Source organism: Kitasatospora setae KM-6054 (assembly GCF_000269985.1).
Lineage (GTDB): Bacteria > Actinomycetota > Actinomycetes > Streptomycetales > Streptomycetaceae > Kitasatospora > Kitasatospora setae.
The window spans coordinates 4,511,456-4,532,074 of record NC_016109.1 but is presented as its reverse complement, the minus strand read 5'-3'; the positions used below and the strand labels follow the sequence as shown (position 1 = coordinate 4,532,074).

At 73.3% G+C, this 20,619-nt stretch carries 17 protein-coding genes and 1 pseudogene; 5 read left to right on the top strand and 13 right to left on the bottom strand.

The features are described from left to right. Nucleotides 1–74 precede the first annotated feature (74 nt). Nucleotides 75–1,313 carry a helix-turn-helix domain-containing protein gene (locus KSE_RS20085; RefSeq protein WP_014137170.1) on the bottom strand — a complete coding sequence of 413 codons (1,239 nt, stop codon included), beginning with the start codon at nt 1,311–1,313 and terminating at the stop codon, nt 75–77. A gap of 84 nt (nt 1,314–1,397) precedes the next feature. Beyond that, on the bottom strand, nt 1,398–2,525 hold the full coding sequence (locus KSE_RS20080) for a helix-turn-helix domain-containing protein (protein ID WP_014137169.1): 1,128 nt from the start codon (nt 2,523–2,525) through the stop codon (nt 1,398–1,400). A gap of 315 nt (nt 2,526–2,840) precedes the next feature. On the opposite strand from KSE_RS20080, the gene KSE_RS20075 reads away from it, so the two are divergent. Together KSE_RS20075 and KSE_RS20070 are read left to right on the top strand one after the other, a co-directional pair. After that, nucleotides 2,841–3,560, top strand: a complete 720-nt coding sequence (locus KSE_RS20075) for a FadR/GntR family transcriptional regulator (RefSeq protein WP_014137168.1) — start codon at nt 2,841–2,843, stop codon at nt 3,558–3,560. Between the two features lie 63 nt (nt 3,561–3,623). Next, a complete protein-coding gene (locus tag KSE_RS20070; protein ID WP_014137167.1) occupies nt 3,624–4,871 on the top strand; it encodes a CynX/NimT family MFS transporter in 1,248 nt (415 codons plus the stop codon). Nucleotides 4,872–4,941: 70 nt separating this feature from the next. Here KSE_RS20070 and KSE_RS20065 read toward each other — a convergent pair whose 3' ends face one another. The 11 genes and pseudogenes from KSE_RS20065 to KSE_RS20015 all read right to left on the bottom strand — a co-directional run. Further along, nucleotides 4,942–5,658 carry an ABC transporter permease subunit gene (locus KSE_RS20065; RefSeq protein WP_014137166.1) on the bottom strand — a complete coding sequence of 239 codons (717 nt, stop codon included), beginning with the start codon at nt 5,656–5,658 and terminating at the stop codon, nt 4,942–4,944. A gap of 10 nt (nt 5,659–5,668) precedes the next feature. Next, nucleotides 5,669–6,586, bottom strand: coding sequence for an ABC transporter ATP-binding protein (locus KSE_RS20060; protein ID WP_014137165.1), 918 nt, complete (start codon nt 6,584–6,586; stop codon nt 5,669–5,671). 9 nt (nt 6,587–6,595) lie between these two features. After that, the gene (locus KSE_RS20055) at nt 6,596–7,492 is read right to left on the bottom strand and encodes an ABC transporter permease (protein WP_014137164.1); all 897 of its coding nucleotides are present in this window, start codon (nt 7,490–7,492) and stop codon (nt 6,596–6,598) included. Further along, nucleotides 7,489–8,523, bottom strand: coding sequence for an ABC transporter ATP-binding protein (locus KSE_RS20050; protein WP_014137163.1), 1,035 nt, complete (start codon nt 8,521–8,523; stop codon nt 7,489–7,491). The genes KSE_RS20055 and KSE_RS20050 overlap by 4 nt, the downstream gene beginning before the upstream one ends. A 126-nt stretch (nt 8,524–8,649) precedes the next feature. Beyond that, complete coding sequence (locus tag KSE_RS38640) at nt 8,650–9,675, bottom strand: hypothetical protein (protein ID WP_014137162.1); 1,026 nt, start codon at nt 9,673–9,675, stop codon at nt 8,650–8,652. After that, the gene (locus KSE_RS42910; protein WP_014137161.1) at nt 9,672–10,538 is read right to left on the bottom strand and encodes a hypothetical protein; all 867 of its coding nucleotides are present in this window, start codon (nt 10,536–10,538) and stop codon (nt 9,672–9,674) included. The genes KSE_RS38640 and KSE_RS42910 overlap by 4 nt, the downstream gene beginning before the upstream one ends. Further along, nucleotides 10,535–11,452 carry a hypothetical protein gene (locus tag KSE_RS38635; RefSeq protein WP_014137160.1) on the bottom strand — a complete coding sequence of 306 codons (918 nt, stop codon included), beginning with the start codon at nt 11,450–11,452 and terminating at the stop codon, nt 10,535–10,537. Before KSE_RS38635 ends, KSE_RS42910 begins: the two co-directional genes overlap by 4 nt. A 34-nt stretch (nt 11,453–11,486) precedes the next feature. Continuing rightward, nucleotides 11,487–12,227 (bottom strand): hypothetical protein, encoded by a 741-nt coding sequence (locus KSE_RS38630; RefSeq protein ID WP_014137159.1) that lies wholly within the window; start codon nt 12,225–12,227, stop codon nt 11,487–11,489. 435 nt (nt 12,228–12,662) lie between these two features. Next, entirely contained in the window at nt 12,663–13,979 is a 1,317-nt protein-coding gene (locus tag KSE_RS20025) for a hypothetical protein (protein WP_014137158.1), read from the bottom strand. A 397-nt stretch (nt 13,980–14,376) separates the two neighbouring features. Then, nucleotides 14,377–15,420: an aspartate carbamoyltransferase gene (gene pyrB / locus KSE_RS20020; protein WP_014137157.1), complete on the bottom strand. Its 1,044-nt coding sequence runs from the start codon at nt 15,418–15,420 to the stop codon at nt 14,377–14,379. A 204-nt stretch (nt 15,421–15,624) separates the two neighbouring features. After that, a pseudogene (locus KSE_RS20015) lies at nt 15,625–16,305 on the bottom strand (LLM class flavin-dependent oxidoreductase); the annotation flags it as partial. A 22-nt stretch (nt 16,306–16,327) separates the two neighbouring features. Between KSE_RS20015 and KSE_RS20010 the strand changes: the two are divergent. The 3 genes from KSE_RS20010 to KSE_RS20000 all read left to right on the top strand — a co-directional run bounded on the left by KSE_RS20010 (nt 16,328) and on the right by KSE_RS20000 (nt 20,519). Further along, the gene (locus KSE_RS20010) at nt 16,328–17,761 is read left to right on the top strand and encodes a recombinase family protein (RefSeq protein ID WP_014137155.1); all 1,434 of its coding nucleotides are present in this window, start codon (nt 16,328–16,330) and stop codon (nt 17,759–17,761) included. Nucleotides 17,762–18,528: 767 nt separating this feature from the next. After that, nucleotides 18,529–18,786, top strand: coding sequence for a hypothetical protein (locus tag KSE_RS20005; RefSeq protein ID WP_148283124.1), 258 nt, complete (start codon nt 18,529–18,531; stop codon nt 18,784–18,786). A gap of 278 nt (nt 18,787–19,064) precedes the next feature. Further along, the gene (locus KSE_RS20000; protein ID WP_014137154.1) at nt 19,065–20,519 is read left to right on the top strand and encodes a DnaB-like helicase N-terminal domain-containing protein; all 1,455 of its coding nucleotides are present in this window, start codon (nt 19,065–19,067) and stop codon (nt 20,517–20,519) included. The last annotated feature ends 100 nt before the right edge of the window (nt 20,520–20,619 follow it).

Sequence of the window (20,619 nt, the reverse complement as noted above, 5' to 3'; positions counted from 1 at the left end):
CCGGCTTCACCAGCCTGCGGCAGGTGGGTCAGAAGTCCTCGTACTTATTCGCCGCCATCGGATCATTGTGCGGTTCAGAGCTGCAGACCCATGCGGTGGGCCAGGCCGCGCAGGTCCCGGGCGGCGTGCGTGGGCAGCTGCCGGTCCAACAGGTCGGAGACGGTGTCGCGCACCAGCGCGTTGGCGTGGATGCGCTGGGGCGCGACGTGTTCGGCGGCCAGCAGCGAGGCGACCGCCTCGGCGTCCCGGCCGCGCAGGTGCGCGAGCGAGCGCCCCAGGTCCGCGCGGAAGGCGGCTTCCCGGCCCGGGGCGGACAGGATCTGCGGACGCACTACCCCGCCCGCGGTGACGGCCTGGCCGTGCCAGCCGAGGTCGGTGTTCAGGCTCACCTGGTGGATGCCGACGTTGGTGGGGCCGAAGTTCAGGTGCCATGCCTTGGTCTCGCCGGTGCGGGCGGCCAGGTCGGCGGCTTCCACCAGGTGCTGGTGGACCTCGTGGGTCCGCTCGGTGCCCGAGCGGCGGACGTCCTGGGTCAGGCAGGTCGCCTGGATCAGGTGCAGTTCGCCCAGCAGCGCGTGTGCGGCCGGGGTCACCAGGTGCCGCGCTACCTGATCCGCGGCCTGTTCGGCGCGGGCCAGGGCCTGGACTGGACTGCCGGCGGCCATGAGCACGTGGGTGTGGAAGAACCCCGACAGCGCGTGGTAGATCGGGTCGTCCAGCTCGGCGATCGCCTCGGCGGCCCGGGTGACAGCGATGAACGCCAGGTCGGTGTAGCCGAGGTTCTTCAGCAGCAGCGTGCAGGCCGGGTGGTAGGCGTCCGCCAGCAGCCGCAGCAGCACCTGCCGCCGGGGGCCGGTGGCCGCGTCGGCCGCCGCGTGCAGGTCCCCGAGCAGGCCGGGAAGCACGGCCGCGACCTGACCGTACTCGCAGGCGTGGTAGAGCCGGTTGGCCTCGGCGACCCGCTCGGCCAGCCCGCTGACCGGACCGATCGGCGGTCCCTGGTCCGGTGGCAGGCCCAGGTTGATGCCCATCAGCGCCAGGCGAAGCGCCGGAATGGCCTCGTGCGCGCTCGTCGCCGACGGATCGGCGGACGCGTAGGGCTGGCCGGTCAGCTCCGACGGCGCGATCCGCAGGCCCTCGGCCAGTGCGTTGATGTGACCGGTACGGTCCAAGTGGCGCTGGCCGTTCTCCACCATCGACAGGAAGCCGACTGACAGTCCGGACAGTCCCGCCAGCGTCCTCAGGCTCATCCCGCGCTGGCGGCGAGCCGACCGCAGCCGCTGGCCGATCTGCTGGGCCTGCTCTTCGCTCATCGTGTCCACCCTCGCGGTTTCCGGTGACCAAGCCGTAGCGTAAGGCGGCCGACGGACCGTCAGAACAGGTTCGCCCGAACCGGGTCACCGCATCCCGGCCCGCTCCGCGATCCAATGAACCTCTTCCGCTGCCGCCCGGTCGACGCGGGAAGGCAGGACGGCCAGCAGCTCACGGGCGAACGGGGCCAGGCGGACCCGCAGCGGCGCCTCGGCCTCCGCCTGGACCAGCAGGCGGACCGCGATCTCCTCCCGGCCGAGGCGTGTGTGCGCGGAGGCGGCGGTCACCAGCAGCCGGGCCCGCCCGGCCGCCTCCATCGTGCCCAGATCTGTCGCCCGGGCGTGTTCCACCACCTCGTCCGCGGCCCCTGCCTCCGCCGCGACCACGGCGTAGGCCGCCGACACCGCCGACCGCTCCCGGGCGTCCTGGGCCTGCGCGAGTGCCTGCCGCAGAAGCCGCTCGGCGACTGCCCGCCGCCCGGCCGCCGCGTTCGCCAGCGCTTCCAGCAGCGGCAGGTCCAGGCCGCCACCGACGCCTCGGGCCCGCTCGGTGCGGGCGAGCGCGAACTCCGGCATCCCCATGTCGATCAGCAGCCGGGCTTCCTCGGCCAGGACCGACACCGGCTCCGGCCCGCCGGGACGGGCCCGATGCAGCAGCGTCCAGGCCAGATCCCGGTATCCGAGGCGTCGCAGCAGCCCGGCCGCCGCGACGTGCCCGCGCACGCGCAGCTCGGCCGCCCGCTGCCGGGCGGCAACGGATGACGCTTCAACGAGAGCGTCACCCAGGCGGATCAGGCCCGGCAGGGCGAGGGCCAGTGCGTGTTCGTCCCCGGCTGCCTCGGCAGCCAGAACCCGCGCGGTTCGCTCGTCCAGGTCATCCACCGACCCGATCGGTGGGGCCGGGCTCGTGCCGGCGAGTTCTCTCCGCAGGTGGAACGCGACGGCCCGCACGGTGGTGTGCTCGTCTCCGGCGGGCGAGTAGGGCTGCCCGGTCAGTTCCCCGGCGTCCAGCCGCAGGGCTCCCGCCAGAGCGGCGAGCTCGCCGCGGCGGTCGACCCACTCCCGGCCGCCTTCGAGGTCCGCGAGGCGGTCCGGTGAGATCCCGGTCCGTACCGCGAGTTCCTCGACGCCGACCGCCCGGCGGGCCCGCCAGAGCGCCAGACGCCCGCCTATCGTGCCGCCGTCCGCTTGGTCGCCGTGCTCGTCGTGCCTCACGGGGCTTGCCCAATCCTCCGCCGTCGCAGCCGTGCCGTCCGCAGGCCGGCTCTCTCCGGTCCGCGGAATCCCCCGTACGAGCGCATGCGCCCTTCGCGTGCATCACAGTAGTGCCATGCCGCGGCGGCGCGAACGCCCGGCAAGGGGCGAGGGCCCGGGTCAGGGGCGCTGGCGGCGGTGGTCCTCGCGGGCGTTCGCGCAGCGGTGCGGGGCGGGGCCGTCGGCCACCTCCGGGGCCAGTTGTAGGATGACCGGGCAAGCGGTTGTAGGATGACTGGTGTCGGTCGGTCGGTGAGCGCGGAGAGGAGCCCGGGCGTGGAGGGATTGCAGGCTGCGGGGCGGCGGTCGCTGGTGGACGAGGCGATCGAGCAGTTGCGGGAGCAGCTGGCGTCCGGGGTGTGGCCGGTGGGGGCGCGGATTCCGACCGAGCACGAGTTGGCCGAGCGGTTGCGGGTGGGGCGCAACACGGTGCGGGAGGCGATCCGGGTGCTGGTGCACGCGGGGATGCTGGTCTCGCGGCAGGGGGAGGGCACGTTCGTCCGGTCGACCAGTGATCCGGCGGCGGTGCTGCGCGGGGTGCAGCGTTCGGGGGTGCGGGACGTGCTGGAGGTGCGGGCCGCGCTGGAGGCCGAGGCGGCCCGGCTGGCCGCCGTCCGGCACACCGCGGCGGACCTGGCCCGGATGCGGGCGGCGCTCGCCCGGGAGGCCGAGGTGATGGCCGCGCACCCCGAGCGGGCCGGGCGGGAGGCCACCGTCGAGCACGACCTGGAGTTCCACACGGCCGTGGTCGAGGCGGCGCACAATCCGGCGCTGACCGAGGTGTACCGGTACTTCGGGGCCTCGGTGCGGGAGTCGATGCGCACCGCGTTCGGCGACCGGGACATGCCGGAGGTGGTGATCGCCACCCACGAGGCGCTGGTCGACGCGATCGAGAGCCGGGACCCGGAGCGTGCCGAGGCGGCCTGCCGGGCGCTGCTGGCGGAGCCGACGGCGGCGGTGGAGCAGTTGCTCGCCGCGATCGCCGCGCGGAAGTGACGCGGACCCCGCGCCCGTAGCCCGCCCGTCCCGTACCACCCCGCACAGAGAGCCAGCCCAGCCATGTCCGCCGCCCGTGCCGTTCCGCCCGCCCTCGACCGTGAGGTCCGTACCCGAAGCGCCGCCCGTTTCGCGCACCCGGCCCTGCTGCTGGCCGGGATCGTGCTGGTCGCCCTGAACATGCGGGCCTGCCTGGCGGCGGTCTCCCCGATGGTCGCCGAGATCCAGCGGACCTTCGGCCTGTCGGCGACCGCGAGCGGCCTGATCACCACCGTGCCGGTGCTGTTCCAGGGCGTGGGCGCGCCGCTCACTCCCCGGCTGACCCGGCGCTTCGGCACCGAGCGGGTGGTGCTGGGCGCGGTGCTGGCGCTGGGCGCGGGCGTGCTGCTGCGGGTGCTGCCGTCGGTGGCGGCGCTGTACGCGGGCTGCGTGGTGATCGGCGTGGCGATCGCGGTGCTGAACGTGTCGATGCCGGGCCTGGTGAAGCGGGAGTTCCCGCACAAGGCCGCGATGATGACCGGCGTCTACTCGACCACCATGCTGGTCGGCGCGACCATGGCGGCCGCCCTGTCGGTGCCGTTGGAGCGGGCGCTGGGCGGCGGCTGGCGGGCCTCGCTGGGCGCCTGGTCGGTGCTGGCGCTGGTCGCCGCGGTGGCCTGGCTGCCGCAGGTGCTGCGGGCCCGGCAGGAGCGGACGGCGCCGGTGCGGGTGGCCGGGCCGGTCGCCCCGCCCAAGCCGGTGGGCAGCCCGTGGCGGTCGGCGCTGGCCTGGCAGATCAGCGTCTTCATGGGTGTCTCCTCGCTGCTGGTGTACACGCTGGTCGCCTGGATGCCGACGATCCTGGCCGACCACGGGATGCCGCGCGGCGAGGCGGGCCTGGTGTTCGCGTTCAGCAACCTGGTGCAGGTGGTCGGCGCGTTCCTGGTGCCGCTGCTGGCGGGCCGGATGACCCGGCAGCGCGGCCTGGCGCTGGCGATGGCCGGGTTGAACGGCGCGGGCGTGCTGTGGCTGCTGCTGGCGCCGGTCTCCGGGGCGTGGTTCTCGGCGGCGGTGCTGGGCCTGGCGCAGGGCGGCTCGCTGGGCCTGGGTCTGGCGTTCATCGTGCTGCGCACCGACAGCGTGCCGGGCGCGGCCCGGCTGGGCGGGATGAGCCAGGCGGTCGGCTACCTGGTCGCGGCGGCCGGCCCGGTCGGCGCGGGCGCGCTGCACCAGCTGACCGGCGGCTGGGACGTGACGCTGGTGGTGCTGCTGGCGCTGGCGGCGGTCGCGGCGGTGGCCGGCTGGGGCGCGGGGCGCGACCGGACGGTCTGAGCGGGGAGAGGCGGGGAGAGCGGAACGGCGGGGACGGTCGGTGACCGTCCCCGCCGTGTTGTCCGGGTGGCTACTCCTCGCCGCCCAGGGTGAGCCCGGCGAGCTTGACCGAGGCGAGCGCGGTGGCGCCGATCCCGACGATCGCCAGCAGCCAGATCGCGGTGGGCAGGCCGACCGGGGCGATCACGGTGCCGTCGGCGGCGACCGCCTTGGTCAGGGACAGGCCCCACTGCTGGATCGAGAAGGTCCGGGCGCCCTCGACGTAGTTGCCGATCAGGCTCTCCCAGATCAGCGCGTACGCCAGGCCGGCGATCACCGCGTGCCGGGTGACCACGCCCAGCAGCAGGAACAGCGCGCTGTACGCGGCGCCGGCGGCGAGCGCGCCGACGCCGTAGCCGAGCGCCACCCGGTCGCCGCCGCCGTACAGCACCAGGCCGGCGACGAAGGTGGGGACGGCGGCCAGCAGCCAGGTGCTGCCGATCGCGACGGCCAGCTTGGTGGTGACGATCTTCCAGCGGGGCAGCGGTTTGGCGAGCAGGTAGACGATCGAGCCGTCCTCGATCTCGGTGGCGATCACGCCGGTGCCGACGATCAGGCCGGTGATCGGCACCAGGGTGCCGAGCGCGAGGTTGCCCAGGAGGTTGTGCGCGAGGTCCAGCCGGTCCAGGTCGCTGTTGCGGGCGACCACGGAGATCGCCAGCAGCAGGACCGGGACGGCCAGCAGGATGAGGACCCGGCGGCGGCCGAACAGGCCGCGCGCGGTGAGCCGGGCGACGGTGGTGTTCATCGGGGGCCCTTCAGGACGAGACCAGGTACGAGAAGACGCTTTCCAGCGACTCGTCGGCCGGGGAGACGGTGTACAGGCGGATGCCGGCCGCCCTGGCGACCTTGGGCAGCAGGGTGGTGAAGCCCTGGAAGTCGACCGCCTGGACGCTCAGCGCCTTCTCGGCGTCGTCGAAGGCGATGCCGGAGGTGGAGCCGTCCGCGATCAGCGCCGCGGCGAGCCGGCGGTCGTCGCTGGAGCGCACCAGGTAGCGGTGCGGGCGGTCGGTCATCAGGCGGCGGATCTCCCGGAAGTCGCCGGACGCGGCGTGCCGGCCGGCCACCACCACCTCGATGTGGCGGGCGAGTTGCTCGACCTCCTCCAGGATGTGCGAGGAGAACAGCACGGTCCGCCCGTCGGCGCCGAACCGGCGCAGCAGCTCCATCAGGTGCAGGCGCTGGCGCGGGTCCATGCCGTTGAACGGCTCGTCGAGCAGCAGCACCTCGGGGTCGTGGACCAGCGCGGACGCCATCTTGACGCGCTGCTTCATGCCCTTGGAGTAGGTGCCGGTCTGCCGTTCCTGGGCGTACGCCATCTCGACCAGGGCGAGGGCCCGCTCGGCGGCGGCGCCCGGGTCGGCCAGGCCGTGCAGTTCGGCGTTGGCGAGGACGAACTCCCAGCCGGTCAGGTAGTCGTACATCGACTCCTTCTCCGGGACCAGGCCGACCTTCCGGTAGACCTGCTGGCTGCGCCAGATCGCCTGGCCGTCCAGCGCGACGGTGCCGGAGGACGGCCCCAGGAAGCCGCTCATCATGTGGATGAGGGTGGACTTGCCGGCGCCGTTGGGGCCGAGCAGGCCGGTGACGCCCGGCCCGATGGTCATCGTGACGTCGTTGACGGCGACCACGTTCCCGAACCAGCGGGAGACCTTGTCGATGGTGATGACGGCCATGGCTGCCTCTCAGACGTTCCGGTAGCGGCGCAGCACCAGCGCGTAGCCGCCGGCCGTGAGTGCGAGGAGGACGAGGGCGAACACCGCCGTGCCCGCGGCGCCCGGGGCGTGCAGGACGAACAGCTCGCCCTTCTGCAGGCCGAAGAGCTGGTTGACCAGGGCGTCGACCAGCTGCGACGGGGAGATCAGGTACGCCCAGGAGGCGGACTCCTGGCGCAGCGCGTCGAAGCCGCCGTTGATCGCGTAGACGATCGAGGCCAGCGCCCGGGTGATCATCAGCACGCCCATGATCGCGGCCACGCCGAAGCCCCGGCGCGGGGTCGCGGCGGCGATCAGCAGGCCCAGCGCGGAGTACACCAGCGCGTACAGCACCGCGGCGGCCAGGCCGTACAGCAGGTGCACCAGGTTGTCGCCGACCGGGAACTTCGCCAGCAGCGCGCCGACGAACAGCAGCAGCAGCGGCGCCGACAGCACGATCATCAGCGCGCTGAACATCGCGGCGAACTTGGCCGCCACGTAGTCGCCGCGGGTCGCCGGGCGGGAGAAGTACAGCGGGACGACGTGGTGCCGCAGGTCGCGCGACATCAGCACCGGCGCCTGCGCGGCCAGGAAGATCTGCGGCAGCACGGCGAGCGTCGACAGGTAGGCCGCGTAGTCCAGCGGCATCTTGTCCATGCCGACGAACAGCGCGATCGCCAGCATCGCCAGCGCGGGCGCGGTCATCGCGCCGAACAGCAGGAACGGCAGCACCTTGGACTTGCCGGAACGGCCCAGGCCGAACGCGGCCCGCAGGCTCTGCACGTACAGCGACCGGGTGGCGTACCGGCGGCCCAACCGCGGTCCGCCGTAAGGGCGGTAGCCGATGTCGTGGATGACGCCACCGTGGGCGTCGGCGGGAGTGGTCATGCCTGCTCGCCTCCTGCGGACGCGTCCTGGAGGGCGTCGTGGTCGGGGGTGCCGGGTGCGTCGGGGGTGCCGTCGGGCGCGCCGGGCTGGCCGGCGGGTTCGTCGGCGCGGGTGCTGAAGATCTCGGCGACCCGGTGGCGGCGCTGCTCCAGCCGCACCAGGCCCAGGCCGAGGTCGTCCACGGTGTCGCGGACGGTGTCGTACGTCTCCTCGCCGGCGATCTCCACCAGCAGGATCCGGCTGCCGTCCGGACGGACCGTCAGGCCGGCCGCGGTCAGCCGCTCGGTGAGGACGGCGTCGGCGTCGAAGGCGCGGTCCGTCGGGTGGTCGGTGACCTCGACGGCGAGCAGTCGGGTGCTGCCGGTGAACGAGGCGGTGGAGGAGGAGCGCAGCAGCTTGCCGCCGTCGATCACCACCAGGTGGTCGCAGGTCCGCTCCAGCTCGCCCAGCAGGTGGGTGGTGACCAGCACCGAGATGCCGAAGTCGCTGTGCACGCGGCGGATCAGCGCCAGCATCTCGTCCCGGCCGACCGGGTCGAGGCCGTTGGTCGGCTCGTCCAGCAGCACCAGCTTCGGGTCGTGGACGAGGGCCTGGGCCAGCTTCACCCGCTGCTTCATGCCGGTCGAGTAGCCGCCCATCGGGCGGTAGCGCTCCTCGTACAGGCCGACGTGGCGGAGGGTGTCGGCGGTGCGCTCGCGGGCCGCGGCGGCCGGCAGGCCGGACATCCGGGCCATGTGCACGACGAACTCGGTGGCGGACACGTCCGGCGGCAGGCAGTCGTGCTCCGGCATGTAGCCGACGTGCTCGCGGATCTCCGGACCCTGGGTGGCGATGTCCAGCCCGAGCACCTGGCCGGTGCCCTCGGTGGCCGGGGACAGCCCGAGGAGGATCTTGATGAGGGTGGACTTGCCCGCGCCGTTCGCCCCCACCAGGCCGACCACGCCCGGCTGCACCTCAACGGTGAGCCGGTCGAGCGCGGTGACCCGGGAGAACCTCTTGGTGAGGCCGTCCGTCTTGATGACTGTGGACACGGCATCAACGTAGCCCCGCGCCCCGGTCCGCGGAATGCGCTGGGAAGCCGGGCTTCCCTCACCCCACGGGATGACCCGCCCGGCCCGCCCCCTAGGGGAGGAGCGGACCGGACGGCTGAGTCGGCGTCAGTACAGCATGCCGCTCTGCAGCGCGAACACCTGCCGGAACGCCTGCGTCGGGACGCCCTTCGGGTTGGTCAGCTGGACCAGCGCGACCACGTCGCCGCTCTGCAGCCAGCCGATCCGGCCGGTCGCCAGGCCCGCCACCTGCTCGTCGGACACCCGGATGTCGGTCTCCCCCAGCGCCACCGGGTACTTGCTCTCGGCGTCCAGGTGGGTCGCCCCGATGTCCTTCGTCGAGGTCTGCTGGTAGGCGCGGGCGAAGAAGTCCGCCGCCTCGTCCTTCGACCCGAACCGGAACAGCCGCAGCTCGGTGCGCGTCCCGTCGGCCGCCGTCCAGCCCTGGGCGGCGGCGCCCCGGCAGGCGTCGGTGGTCAGCCGCAGCGCGTACGCGTCGTCCTTCGCCAGCATCGCGTCCCGGTCGCACGGGATCCAGCGGCCCGGCACCGACGGCAGGCCCGGGGACGGCGAGGCCGCACCCGAACCGGACGGCGAGACGGAGGCCGACGGGGACGCGGACGGCGACGCCGAGACGGACGCCGACCCGGACGCCGAGACGGACGCCGACGGCGCGGTGGCCACCGCGCCCTTCGGCAGCGGCAGCAGCAGGCCGCGCAGGTCCGCCGCGTGCGTCCGCATCTTGTACTCGTTCGGCGGCGAGGCACCGGCCGGCAGCGGCGGGAGCGCCAGCTCCGGGAACTCGTACCGGCCGTCGTTCGGCGTGGCCAGGCCCGGGATGTCGGTGCGCTCCGGCAGCGTCACCAGGACCGCCGCCGCCACCCCGGTCACCACCGCCAGCAGCGCCGCCGCGCCCAGCTGCCGGCGGCGGCGGCGCGCGGCGCGCTCCTCCGGCGTCCGCTCCGGCGCGGGCGCCGCGGCCGGCGGGGCCGGGAACAGCGGCTGCTCGGCCCCTGCGTCCGGGGTGACCGGGGCGGCCGGCTCGGGCGCGGCCTGGGCGGCCGGATCGGGTGAACTCGCCTGCTGGGCCGGGACGTTCGGCTCCGGCGGGAGGGAAGGGGTGTCGCTGCTCATACGGAGGCTCCCGGTCGGGCCAGTCGGTCCAGTTGCTGACGGAACAGGTCCACGACCTTGTTCTGGTCGAGGGGTGCTATCCCCGAGACCCGCATCTGCACCAGCAGATCGCCCTCGGCCGAGTAGCAGGTGACGTAGTCGAGCTGGTCGCCGGCCTCCAGCGTGGGCAGTCCGCAGCGGGCGTCCGGGTGGCCCGGCACCTGCGGGCCGCGCCGGAACAGGTCGCTGTCGTCGACCAGCGCGCCGAACAGCGCGTTCTGCCGCGACACCGTCTGCTGGTTGAACTGGCTGAGCTTCAGCACCGCCATCAGCCGGCTGTCCGAGCGCGCCAGGCTGCGCACCCCGACCCCGGTGAAGTGCAGGGTGGAGAGCGCGTCCTTCAGCTCGCCCCGGTACTTCTCCGGGACCTCGGAGACCATCTCCTCCTGCGCCCGGGCCAGTTCGTCGCCGACCAGCTCGTTGTCGTTGCCGAGGCCCTTGTAGTCCGGGCCGAGCCGGTAGCCGTCGGGCACCGGCAGCAGCAGGTCGCGCAGGCTGCCGAAGTGGTTGCCGTTCGACTTGGCGCCCCACGGCGCGGGCGTGCTCGCCGACGGCGCGGGCGCCGGGGCGGTGGCCGCGGCGACCGGCGCCGCGCCCCCGTCGTCGTAGCCGACCCGGATGACCACCTCGCCGATGCCGACGCCGAGCAGCGCCGCCGCGAGCACCGCGGCGACCGCCTTCGGGGCCCGCCGCGCACCGCGCCGCGGCTGCTGCGGGTCGAGGGCGGCGGGCTCGGACGCGGGCTCGGACGCGGTGGTGGGTTCGGGCGCGGTGGTGGGTTCGGGCGCGGGTTCGGGCGCGGTGGTGGGTTCGATGTCGGTCACGCGAGTCGCTCCCACTGCCGCTTGGCGATGTCTTCGAGTTGCGCGCGGTCCACCGCGTTCTTGGCGTACACCTGGACGGTCATCACCACGGTGCCCTTCCGGGCGGTGGCCTCGCCGTAGTAGTACTTCTCGGTGCTGCGCGCGTAGTTGAAGGTCTTCTTCGAGATCAGCAGGTAGCTCTCGTCGTTGCCCGGGAACTTCGAGACGTCCATGTCGACGGTGCTGTCCGGCGTGACCCCGGTGATCGCCTGGAGGGCGGAGTCCGGCGCGTACTGCACCAGCATCACCCGGTAGAGGTCCCCGTTGCTCTCCCAGCGCACCGTGGCGGCGCGGCGGAAGCCGTTGCTGAGCATCTCGCTGAACATGCGCTGGCTGTTGCCGAAGGTCTCCGCCCGGTCGGCCGGGGAGAGCCAGCCGTCGCCGTCGCCGTCGGTCCGGTCCTCGGTGCCGGACGGGCGGTCGACCAGCAGCTTGCGCAGGTCGCCGTCGATGTTCAGGGGCTGCGGCCCGGCGGCGGCCAGCGCCTTCGGGTCGACCCGCTCGGCGGGGTACGAGGGCTTGGGCGCGGTGATGGCCGGCAGCGGCGTCGGCGGCCGGGAGGACTGGATCGCGTAGCCGACCGCGGCGCCGATCACCGGCCCGGCCAGCACGGCCGTCAGGAACAGCGCGCCGGCGCCGATCCGCCGCTTCGGCCGGGCGGGCTCGCCGCCCGCTTCGAGCAGGTCGGTGGCGTCCGACGGCTCGGTGGCGTCCGGCACGGCGTGCGGGGCGGCGTACGGGACGAGCGGGGCGGGCGGGGCGAACGGGTTCGGGGGCGCGGCGGGTGCGGCGGGTGCGGCGGGTGCCGCCGGCGCGGCGGGTGGCGGCGCGGCGGCCGTCCCGGACTGCCCGGAGTCCGCGGGTTCGGTGCTCAACTGATGCTCCTGGGAAGAGAGTTCGGGACGTCCGTCAGCCGTTGGCGAGGCGGTCGTGGGCGCGCTTCATCGCGTCGGCGAGCAGCGCCTTGTCGGGGTCGCCCTGCACGTCGACGGTGACCTCGTAGACCACGTCGCCGACCACGCCGATGCCGATCAGGTGGCCGGTGTACGCCTGCTGCTCGGGCTTGAAGATGTAGCCCTTCGCGTTGGACACCCCGGCGATGTCGAAGGAGTCCTGGTCGAAGCTGCTGTTGTCGGCGAAGCCCTGGGCGCGGTCGGTCCGGCTGAACCGCTTGAGGTCGATCCGGACCTCGCTCTTCCCGTCCCGGGTGCGGTAGGTGCGGGTGGCCGCGTCCTTGAAGTTCCAGGAGTCGAGGACGCTCTTGATGTCGACGTTCTTGCTGTACTGCGCCTGCAGGTCCTCCATGCTCATCATCGCGCCGTCCGGGGAGCCGTACGGGTCCGCGTCGTCGGGCACGGGCAGCAGGAAGTACCGCAGGTCGCCGCTGTGCTTGCCGCCCGAGACGCTGCCCTGCAGGGTGCTGGACGGGCGCGGGGCCGGGGGCGGCGGCGGGGGCGTGCTGGGCGTCGGGCTCGGGGTGGGCGTCGGAGCCGCGCTCGCGCTCGCGCTCGCCGACGGGGAGGCGCCGGACCCCGACGGGGCCGGCGCGGCGGCCACCGCGCGGTCGGCGCGGTCGGGCTTGCCCACCGCGACGGTGACCACCGCGCTGGCGGCGGTCACCGCGAGCAGACCGGCCACCGACAGGGCCACACCGACCGCCCGGGGCAGCCGGCGCGGGGCGCCCGGAACCGGCGGGGCGCCAAAAGCCGTCGAGGCAAGAGAAGTTGACTGGACGTCAGAAAGCGTCGGCGCAGCGGGAGTCGGCGACTCCGGCGGGGCCGGCGCGGCGGGGTGGGGCCCGGCGTCCGGAGCTGCGGGGACGGCGGGCGGGGCTTCCGGAGCGGCCGGAGCCGGTGTCGGCTCAGCGGACGGTTCGGGAACGGACAAGGGTCTCCCCCCAGGGTTCACATGGCTGTCCGCGCGGCCGCGCGAGCCGTCCCCCCGGCCGGCCCGAACGCGGTCGTCATCACGCGGTGCACGAATTATGTGAGACCTGTGCGCCCCTCAACAACACGGTTCCGCGGTCCATTCGCCATAATCCACAGCCAAACGGACAGCCCGTGATGCAACCGCAACCAGGCGCGGTCAGCTCCCCTCCGGACCCTCTCCGGCGCCCGGCCCGGCCGGTGCGGCGGGCGGCGTCGCGGGCGGGGTCGCGGGCGGCGTCGGAACCGGCCCGGCGGGCGGGTACGAAGCGGGCGGGTACGAAGCGGGCGGGTACGAAGCGGGCTGGGCCGGGGCGGGCACGGTGGCCTGCGGGTAGCCGGAGGACTCGGCGAAGTGGATGCCCGCGGCCTCGGCCAGCGCGACGTCCAGGCGCTCGGTGCGGATCCGGCGGTCGATGTAGAGGACGCCGTTGGCCAGCGGCACCAGCGGGGAGGTCATCGTCGTGGTGAGCAGCCCCAGCAGCGCGGAGGCCAGCAGCAGGGTGGTCATCGAGCCGTGGCTGGTGGTGCCCAGGGTCGAGCCGTCCCCCGAGAAGTCCGCGCTGGCCGGCATCACGATCGCCAGGATGATCCGGAACGGGAAGCTGAGGATGCTGGTCGCGATCCCGCCGAGCACCGTGACCAGCAGGGTGAGGCCGAGGGTGCGCCACCAGTTGCCCCGGTTGAGCCGCCAGGCGCGGCGGACCGCCGCCACGGCGGTGCCCTCCTCCAGGACCGCCGCCGGGATCTGCAGCGACAGCCGGACCATGGTGTAGATCCCGCCCGCCACCAGCACCAGGAACAGCAGCACCAGCAGCAGCCAGACCGCGCCCGGGGCGTCCGTGCCGGCGAGCAGGATCAGCAGACCGGTCATCAGGACGTACGCCAGGACCACCGAGCCGAAGGTCAGCGCCAGCGCGGCGAAGGTCGTGGCCAGCCGGGGGCGGGCCTCCTTCCACGCCTGGGCGGCCTTCATCGGCCGGCCGAGCGTCGCGGCCCGCAGCACCACCGTGACCAGCGGCCCGGCGGTCGCGTACAGCAGGAACGACACCAGCGTGAGCATGCCCACCAGCAGCAGGATCGGCCGGAACACGTCCCACGCCTGGTCGGCCGTGACGTCGTCACCGGCGTTCACCAGGGCGTTGAACCCGTCGGCGAGCGGGCCCGCCAGCAGGACGCAGCCCACCGCCAACGGCACGGCGAGGACGCCGACGACCGCCAGCAGCGGCAGGTAGACCGCGGCGGTGTAGCGGCGCAGGGTGTCGAAGACCGCGCTGAACATGTCGCCGAAGGTGAGCGGGCGCAGCGGCAGCACGCCGGGCTTCGGCGCGATCGGGGGGAGGGCGCCCCAGGGGTTCTGCTGCCCCCAGCCGCCGGTGCCGCCGCCGGGCGGGCCGTAGCCCGGCCATCCGCCCGGCCCCTGCGGCTGGCCGCCACCGTACTGCTGCTGCCCCGGGCTGCCGCCGTCCCAGCTCATCCGTACCCCTCCAAGAGGCGCCTTGCCTGGCCCGTCCGTCGGGCTCCCCGCCGAGCCTAGGGCCCGGTCCGGACCACGGCCGAAGCGCCCCCTCGGACCGGACCGGGTCCCGCGCGGCCGGACCGCCCGGCCGCGCGGGCGCGGACCGGACGGGCCGTCACGAACGGTGCGCGGAGAAAGGGGACCGGCTCCGGGGAGGAACAGGGAGAAGGCGCCCGCCGCCGCGGCCGGAACGAGGGGGTTTCGGCATGCGGAGAAATCCCTTCCGGGGCGCTCCGGTTTTGTCGCGGCACCCGTGCCATTCCCGGCGCCATTCCCGGTGCCATTCCCCGTGCGCGCGATTCCGGGAACGGGTGCCGGTAATCGGGGACGCCGGGGGTGCGCTCGCGCCGTCGGCTCAGCGGGCGTTCTTGTAGAACGGGGCGTCCTCCGGCCCGGTGTACTCCGGGCGGTACCAGGTCGCCGGGCGGAGCGAGTCGGCGACCGCGTCGGCCACGCCGAGCACCGAGGCGAACAGCGCCATCCGCATCGGGATGCCGGCGTCGGTCTGCCGGAACACCGCCAGCCGCGGGTCGCCGTTGAGGTCGGTGGCCAGGTCGTTGGAGCCCGGGCGGCCGTCCCGCGGCAGCGGGTGCATGATCACCGTGTCCGGGCCGCCGACCTCGCTGAACAGGGCCTTGTCGATCCGGAAGTCGTCGCTGTACGGCACCGGCTTGTCCGCGAACCGCTCGGTCTGCAGCCGCGTCGTGTAGATCACGTCGGCGCCCTTCAGGCCGGTCCGCGGCTGGTCGCTCTGCTCGACCCGGTGGCCGCGGTTCTCGGCCAGCTCCATCAGCTCGACGGGCATCCCGAGCGAGTCGGGGGCGACGCAGACGATGGTCAGGCCCTCGTAGCGGGAGAGCAGCTTGATCAGCGAGTGCACCGTGCGGCCGTGCCGCAGGTCGCCGACCAGGGCGATCCGGCGGCCGTCCATCGGGAGGCCGATCCGGGCGAACTCCCGGTGCAGGGTGAACATGTCGAGCAGCGCCTGGGTCGGGTGCTCGCCGGCGCCGTTGCCGCAGTTGACCACCGGGATGTTGGTCGCCGCGGCGAACTCGTGCACGGCGCTCACCTCGGGGTGGCGCATCACCACCAGGTCGCAGTAGCCGGTGACCACGCGGCTGGTGTCGGCCAGCGACTCGCCCTTGGAGATCGACATGATCTCGGCGCCGGTGCTGCTGGTCACCCCGCCGCCCAGGCGCAGGAAGGCCGTCTCGCAGCTGAGCCGGGTCCGGGTGCTCGCCTCGAAGAAGAGGCTCGCCATCACCGCGCCCTCCAGCACCCGGGTGACCTGCCGGCCGCGGGCCACCGGTGCCAGCACGTCCGCCAGTTCGAAGAGCTCCTCCAGTTGGTCCCGGTCGAAGAGGTCGCTGGAGAGAATGTGCTTTCCGATGAGAGACATGGCGGTCCGACTTCCTCTGGTGACTCTGCTGCATTCGGGGCGCCCGCCAGTTTACGGGGCGGGCGATTCCGCGGTTATCCGGCTTCCCGCCGCCCCCCGGGAAACGGCGGCGCGGCGGGAAGCCGGAGCCGTCCGGATTCGGCGGCGGACGGACACCGCCGGCCGCGCCGCCGACCCGCAGCGCCGACCGCGCAGCCGGGATCCTCAGCCGAGCTGGGCGAGGCCCTCGGTGGCGATCTCCTCGAAGACCGCGAGGTCGTTGGCGAAGATCGAGTCCGGGACCGGCCAGTGGATCACCAGCTCGGTGACGCCCAGCTCCCGGTAGGTGCCCGCCCAGTCCACGAACGCGCCCACCGACCGCAGCGGCTGCTCCGCCGTCGACCCCTGCAGCAGCACCTTCTCCAGCTCGCCGACGTCCCGGCCGGCCGCCGCGCAGGCCGCCGCCAGCTTCTCCAGCTGCCTCGCGACCACCCCGGGCGCCTGCTCCACCGGCACGTCCGCCGGCCCGCGCGGGTCACCGTACGTCACCCAGCCCTGCCCGTGCTCCGCCGCCAGCCGCAGCCCGCGCGGCCCGGTCGCCGCCACGTAGAACGGCACCCGGGGCGTCTGCACGCAGCCCGGGATGTTCCGCGCCTCCACCGCCGAGTAGTACGTGCCCTCCCGGGTCACCGCGTCGTGCGTCAGCAACTCGTCCAGCAGCCCCACGAACTCCCCGAACCGGTCCGCCCGCTCCTTCGGCGACCACGCCTCCTGCCCTATCGCCGTCGCGTCGAACCCCGTCCCGCCCGCCCCGATCCCCAGCGTCAGCCGCCCCCCGGACACGTCGTCCAGCGTGATCAGCTCCTTCGCCAGCGTCACCGGATGCCGGAAGTTCGGCGAGGCCATTCCGCCTTCATACAATCGGTCCATGCGACGTAACGGGAAGCGGGAGCCGGAGATCATCCCGGGCGAGGCGGCAGCGATCTACTGCCGGATCTCCCAGGCGGACGACGAGGATCAGACCGGCGTGGACCGCCAGGAGCGGATCTGCCGGGAAATCGCCGAGCGCCGGGGCCTGGTGATCGACCCCCGCCATGTCTACGTCGACAACAGCCGGTCCGCGTGGCGCCGCAACCGGAAGCGTCCTGGCTGGGACGAGCTACTCGGGGCCGCGAGCGGCCGGGAGTTCCGCCACATCATCGCTTACCACCCCGACCGCCTGATGCGGCAGCCGAGGGACCTCGAAGAGTTGCTCACGGTCTCCGACGAGCACCAGATCCTCCTGCACGGGGAGGCGAACCGGCGGAACCTCTCGGACCCCGATGACCGGTTCATCCTGCGCATTGAGGTGGCCCACGCCTGTCGGTCGTCGGACGACACCTCGCGGCGGCTCAAGTCAGCGCTCCAGGACCGGGCGGATGCGGGCCTGCCCCACTCGGGCAAGCGTCGGTTCGGCTACGAGGTGGGCGGCATGAAGATCATCGAGGAGGAGGCGGAGATCGTCCGCGAGATCTTCGACCGCTACCTCAAGGGCGAGAACCCCTATGCCATCGCCCTCACGCTGCACAAGCGCGGCATCAAGACGGTGTACGGGAAGGCGTGGACTCAGGGCACCGTCCGCGCGCTGCTCGACTCCCGGCACGTCGCCGGAATCCGCATGCACCAGGGCGAGGAACTCGGGCCCGGCAACTGGCCCGCCATCATCGACGCCGGCACCTGGGAGGAGACACGCGCCCGGCGCGAGTTCCGATCACAGATCCACCAGACCAACCTGCAGCTGCGGAGGTTCTACCTGCTGCGCGGCCTGGTGATGTGCGGCCGGTGCGGCACCCTGATGTCCGGCACCAAGGTCGGCGGCTCCCCCTCGTACCTCTGCGTCCGAAGGACGCGCAACGACGACAAGAAGTGCGTCCGACGGATCGCGGCCATCAAGCTGGAGGACTTCGTCCGGGACGCAGCGATCGACCTCCTCGGCAAGCTCACGGTCTCGGGGCAGTTGGCCACCACCTCGCTCACGGACAGCGCCGCCGAGGCGGTCGAGGCGGACCAGCAGCAGCTCGCCGAGCTGAACGAGATGTGGACGGCCAAGGAGATCAGCACGGCCGAGTACCGGAAGATGAGGAAGGAGATCCAAGCACGCATCGCCAAGGCTCAGCGGCGGGTGGCAGTGCGGCCGATGAAGCTCCTCGAAGGGCTGACCGGACCCGGCGCGCGAGATGCCTGGTTCGCGGAGGAGATGACCGACGATAGGCGGAACGCGGTGCTGCGGTTCCTGTTCTCCGGGGTGATCATCGACGCCTCTACGAAGACCCCTGGCCTCTTCGACTGGGACCGGATCGGCATCGAGCAGAACCAGCTCTGACCGACATCCCCAAGAAGCGGCCAGCCCGCTAGCACAAGATCGGCCGAACGCATCCGGCCGAGAGTGGTCGATCGTGGTCTCGGGGGCCCGGTGGAGGGTCCGCCGTCCGAAGAGGGTGCCGTGGCCTTACCACATGATCGGCCCGATACGTCGGGCCGCGCGGGGGCGATCGTGGTGTTGCGGACCCGGTGCGGGCCCGGATAGCTCCGGGAGGAGGAAAGGCGTGAGTCGCATTTCGAGGAGGAGATCCAACGCCGCGATCAGGAGCGTCGCAGAGGAGCTTCGTCCCAGGTCGGAGGTGCTGTGGGAAATCCGGCAACGATCTCGCCGGACTCCTTGCCCGGTGGATTTCAGCGAAGTCCTTGCTCGGGAGATATCGCGGCTGCTTGAGTAATCGCATCCCCAGGTTCTTCGCCTGCGATCTCCCTTGTCCCTGCGACCTCCTGCCCGGCGCGGTCGCGCCGTCTATCACCGTCTTCCGGCCGGACCAAACCGGCCATCCCGTGGTCACTTGTGTGCGGCGACGGCCTTCGTGCCGTCGCCGGATGCCCCAGCCTGCCCTGAAACGAGGAGCTTCTGACATGACGTAGCCGCCGAGGAGCGTGCCGATACGCCTGCCAGCGTCCGGCCCGCAGCCCTGGTCCGGGCCTGGTGTTGGAGCACCAGGCCCATGGCCGCCGACTCCCTGACGACCGCCCACAACCCGCGCGACCCGGGTGCACCCCGAGGGGCCTGCCAGCCCCGTACCCGGCCGCGAGGAGGCTCAGTTGACCCTGCCCGCACACCCCGACCCCATGCACTCTCCCGGCGCCGACGGGAACGTGATCTTCCTGCGCCGACCCGGCGCCGTCCAGGCCAGTGCGGTCAGTGACCGTTCACTCTCGGGACAGCCGGCCGACGATCGCGCACGCGCCCTGGAGCGCGTCTGCTCCGGCTTCCGGACGACGATCAGCCCCCGCAGCGCGGCCCGCCTAGCCGACCTGATGGGGAGCGCCTCGGCCGGTGCCGTGGCTCGCGCGGCCTGACCGCGCCCACCCCGGGCCCCGCGCACGGCGCGGATTTCCCGGGGAAAAGGGGTCGGCCCCTGGTGTTGGAGCACCAAGGGCCGAGACGACTCCCTGACGACCGCCCACAAATAACGATCAACACGGGTGCCTTCGGCCTGCCAGCCGCAGGGCACCGCGCAAGGAGCTCCGTGTCCCAGCGTACGTTTCCCAACCCCCGGACCGCACCCCCCTTCCAGGACGACGATCCCGCCGCTCCGGCTCCGGCTCCGGCTCTGGGCGGGCTGGGCGGATTGCCGGTGCCGCCGCACGACCTGGACGCCGAGGCGATGGTGCTGGGCACCGGCATGTTCCAGGCGGAGGCGATCGACGTGATCCGCCCGATCCTGGAGCCGGGCGACTTCTACCGACCCGCCCACAGCGACATCTGGCGCGCACTGCTCGCGCTGCGCGACGAGGGCGCCCCGACCGACCCGACCGCGGTGGGAGCCCAGCTCGCCAAGGGCGGCAACCTCAGCCGCGTCGGCGGCCCCACCTACCTGCACCGCCTGTTCACCGCCTCCGTCCCGGTCTCGGGCGCGGACTACCACGCGCAGATCGTGCGGGAGAAGGCCGAGCTGCGGCGCTGGCAGGCCACCGCCGTTCGGCTGCTGCAGCAGTCCGGTGCCGAGGGCGCCGACCCGGAGCGGATCCGGGCCGCGCTCGACGCGGAGCTGACCTCGTCCGCCGACCGTGGCTTCGGCGTACGCGGGCAGCGGCTGACCAGGTTCGCGGTGGACGGCTGGTCCTTCGTCCAGGACCTCGGCGACCAGGTCGCCCCGATTTGGGGCAGCCGCGAGCAGACCGCCTGGGCGGACGGCGAGTCCCTGATGCTGGTCGGCCCGCCCGGGGTGGGAAAGACCACGATCGCCCACCAGGTCGTCCTGGCCCGCCTCGGCCTGCTGTCGGCCGTGCTCGACATGCCGGTCGCCGAGGGCGAGCGCGTCCTGTACCTGGCGATGGACCGCCCGCCGCAGATCGCCCGCGCCTTCGCCCGCCGTGTCATGCCCGCCGACCATCGCCACCTCGCGGAGCGGCTGGTGTTCTGGACCGGCCCGCTCCCCGCGTCGCTGGACCGGGAGCCGAACCTGCTCGCCGAGATGGCCGAGGCCCACCGCGCGGACACCGTGGTCATCGACAGCCTCAAGGACGTCGTCGGCAAGCTCACCGACGACGAGGCCGGCCTCGCCTACAACAACGCCCGCCAGCGGCTCCTGCGCTCCGGCACCCAGCTGCTGGAGCTGCACCACCAGCGCAAGTCCGGCGGGGACGCGAAGCGCGGCGAGCGGCCGGTCCTGGACCGGGTGTACGGGTCGGCGTGGTTCACCGCCGGAGCGGGCAGCGTGCTGTTCCTCGCGGGCGCGGCCGGGGATCCGATCGTGAAGCTGCACCAGCTCAAGACCGTCACCGGCGACGTCGGTCCGCTGTCGGTGGTCCACGACCACACCCGGGGCACCTCCACCGTCGAGGCAACCCTCGACCCGGCCGCCATCCTCACCGCCGCCCCGCAGGGCATGACCGCCCGTGAGCTGGCCTGCCGCCTGACCGGAGAGGCGGATCCCGACCGCTCCGACATCGAGAAGGCCCGCAGGCGCCTGGAAACCCTGGTCAAGACGGGCCGGGCCACCCGGCAGGACGGCGCCACCGGCGGGAGCGGTGGCGGCCAGCAGACCCGCTACCGCTCCACCGTCCGCCACATCGCCGCCGTCTCCTGACCGGCCCACCGCGCCGACGACTGTCTCGTCGGCGCGGTCCACGTCGCCGATCACGCGCCACCGGCCACGCCGGCCGCCACGCATCCCGCTCACCGCGCAC

Bases quoted from the DNA above. Each gene is read 5' to 3' on its own strand.
- KSE_RS20085 (WP_014137170.1), bottom strand. From the start codon at position 1,313: ATGAGCGAAGAGCAGGCCCAGCAGATCGGCCAGCGGCTGCGGTCGGCT.
- KSE_RS20070 (WP_014137167.1), top strand. From the start codon at position 3,624: ATGTCCGCCGCCCGTGCCGTTCCGCCCGCCCTCGACCGTGAGGTCCGT.
- KSE_RS20065 (WP_014137166.1), bottom strand. From the start codon at position 5,658: ATGAACACCACCGTCGCCCGGCTCACCGCGCGCGGCCTGTTCGGCCGC.
- KSE_RS20060 (WP_014137165.1), bottom strand. From the start codon at position 6,586: ATGGCCGTCATCACCATCGACAAGGTCTCCCGCTGGTTCGGGAACGTG.
- KSE_RS20055 (WP_014137164.1), bottom strand. From the start codon at position 7,492: ATGACCACTCCCGCCGACGCCCACGGTGGCGTCATCCACGACATCGGC.
- KSE_RS38640 (WP_014137162.1), bottom strand. From the start codon at position 9,675: ATGAGCAGCGACACCCCTTCCCTCCCGCCGGAGCCGAACGTCCCGGCC.
- KSE_RS20025 (WP_014137158.1), bottom strand. From the start codon at position 13,979: ATGAGCTGGGACGGCGGCAGCCCGGGGCAGCAGCAGTACGGTGGCGGC.
- pyrB (WP_014137157.1), bottom strand. From the start codon at position 15,420: ATGTCTCTCATCGGAAAGCACATTCTCTCCAGCGACCTCTTCGACCGG.
- KSE_RS20010 (WP_014137155.1), top strand. From the start codon at position 16,328: ATGCGACGTAACGGGAAGCGGGAGCCGGAGATCATCCCGGGCGAGGCG.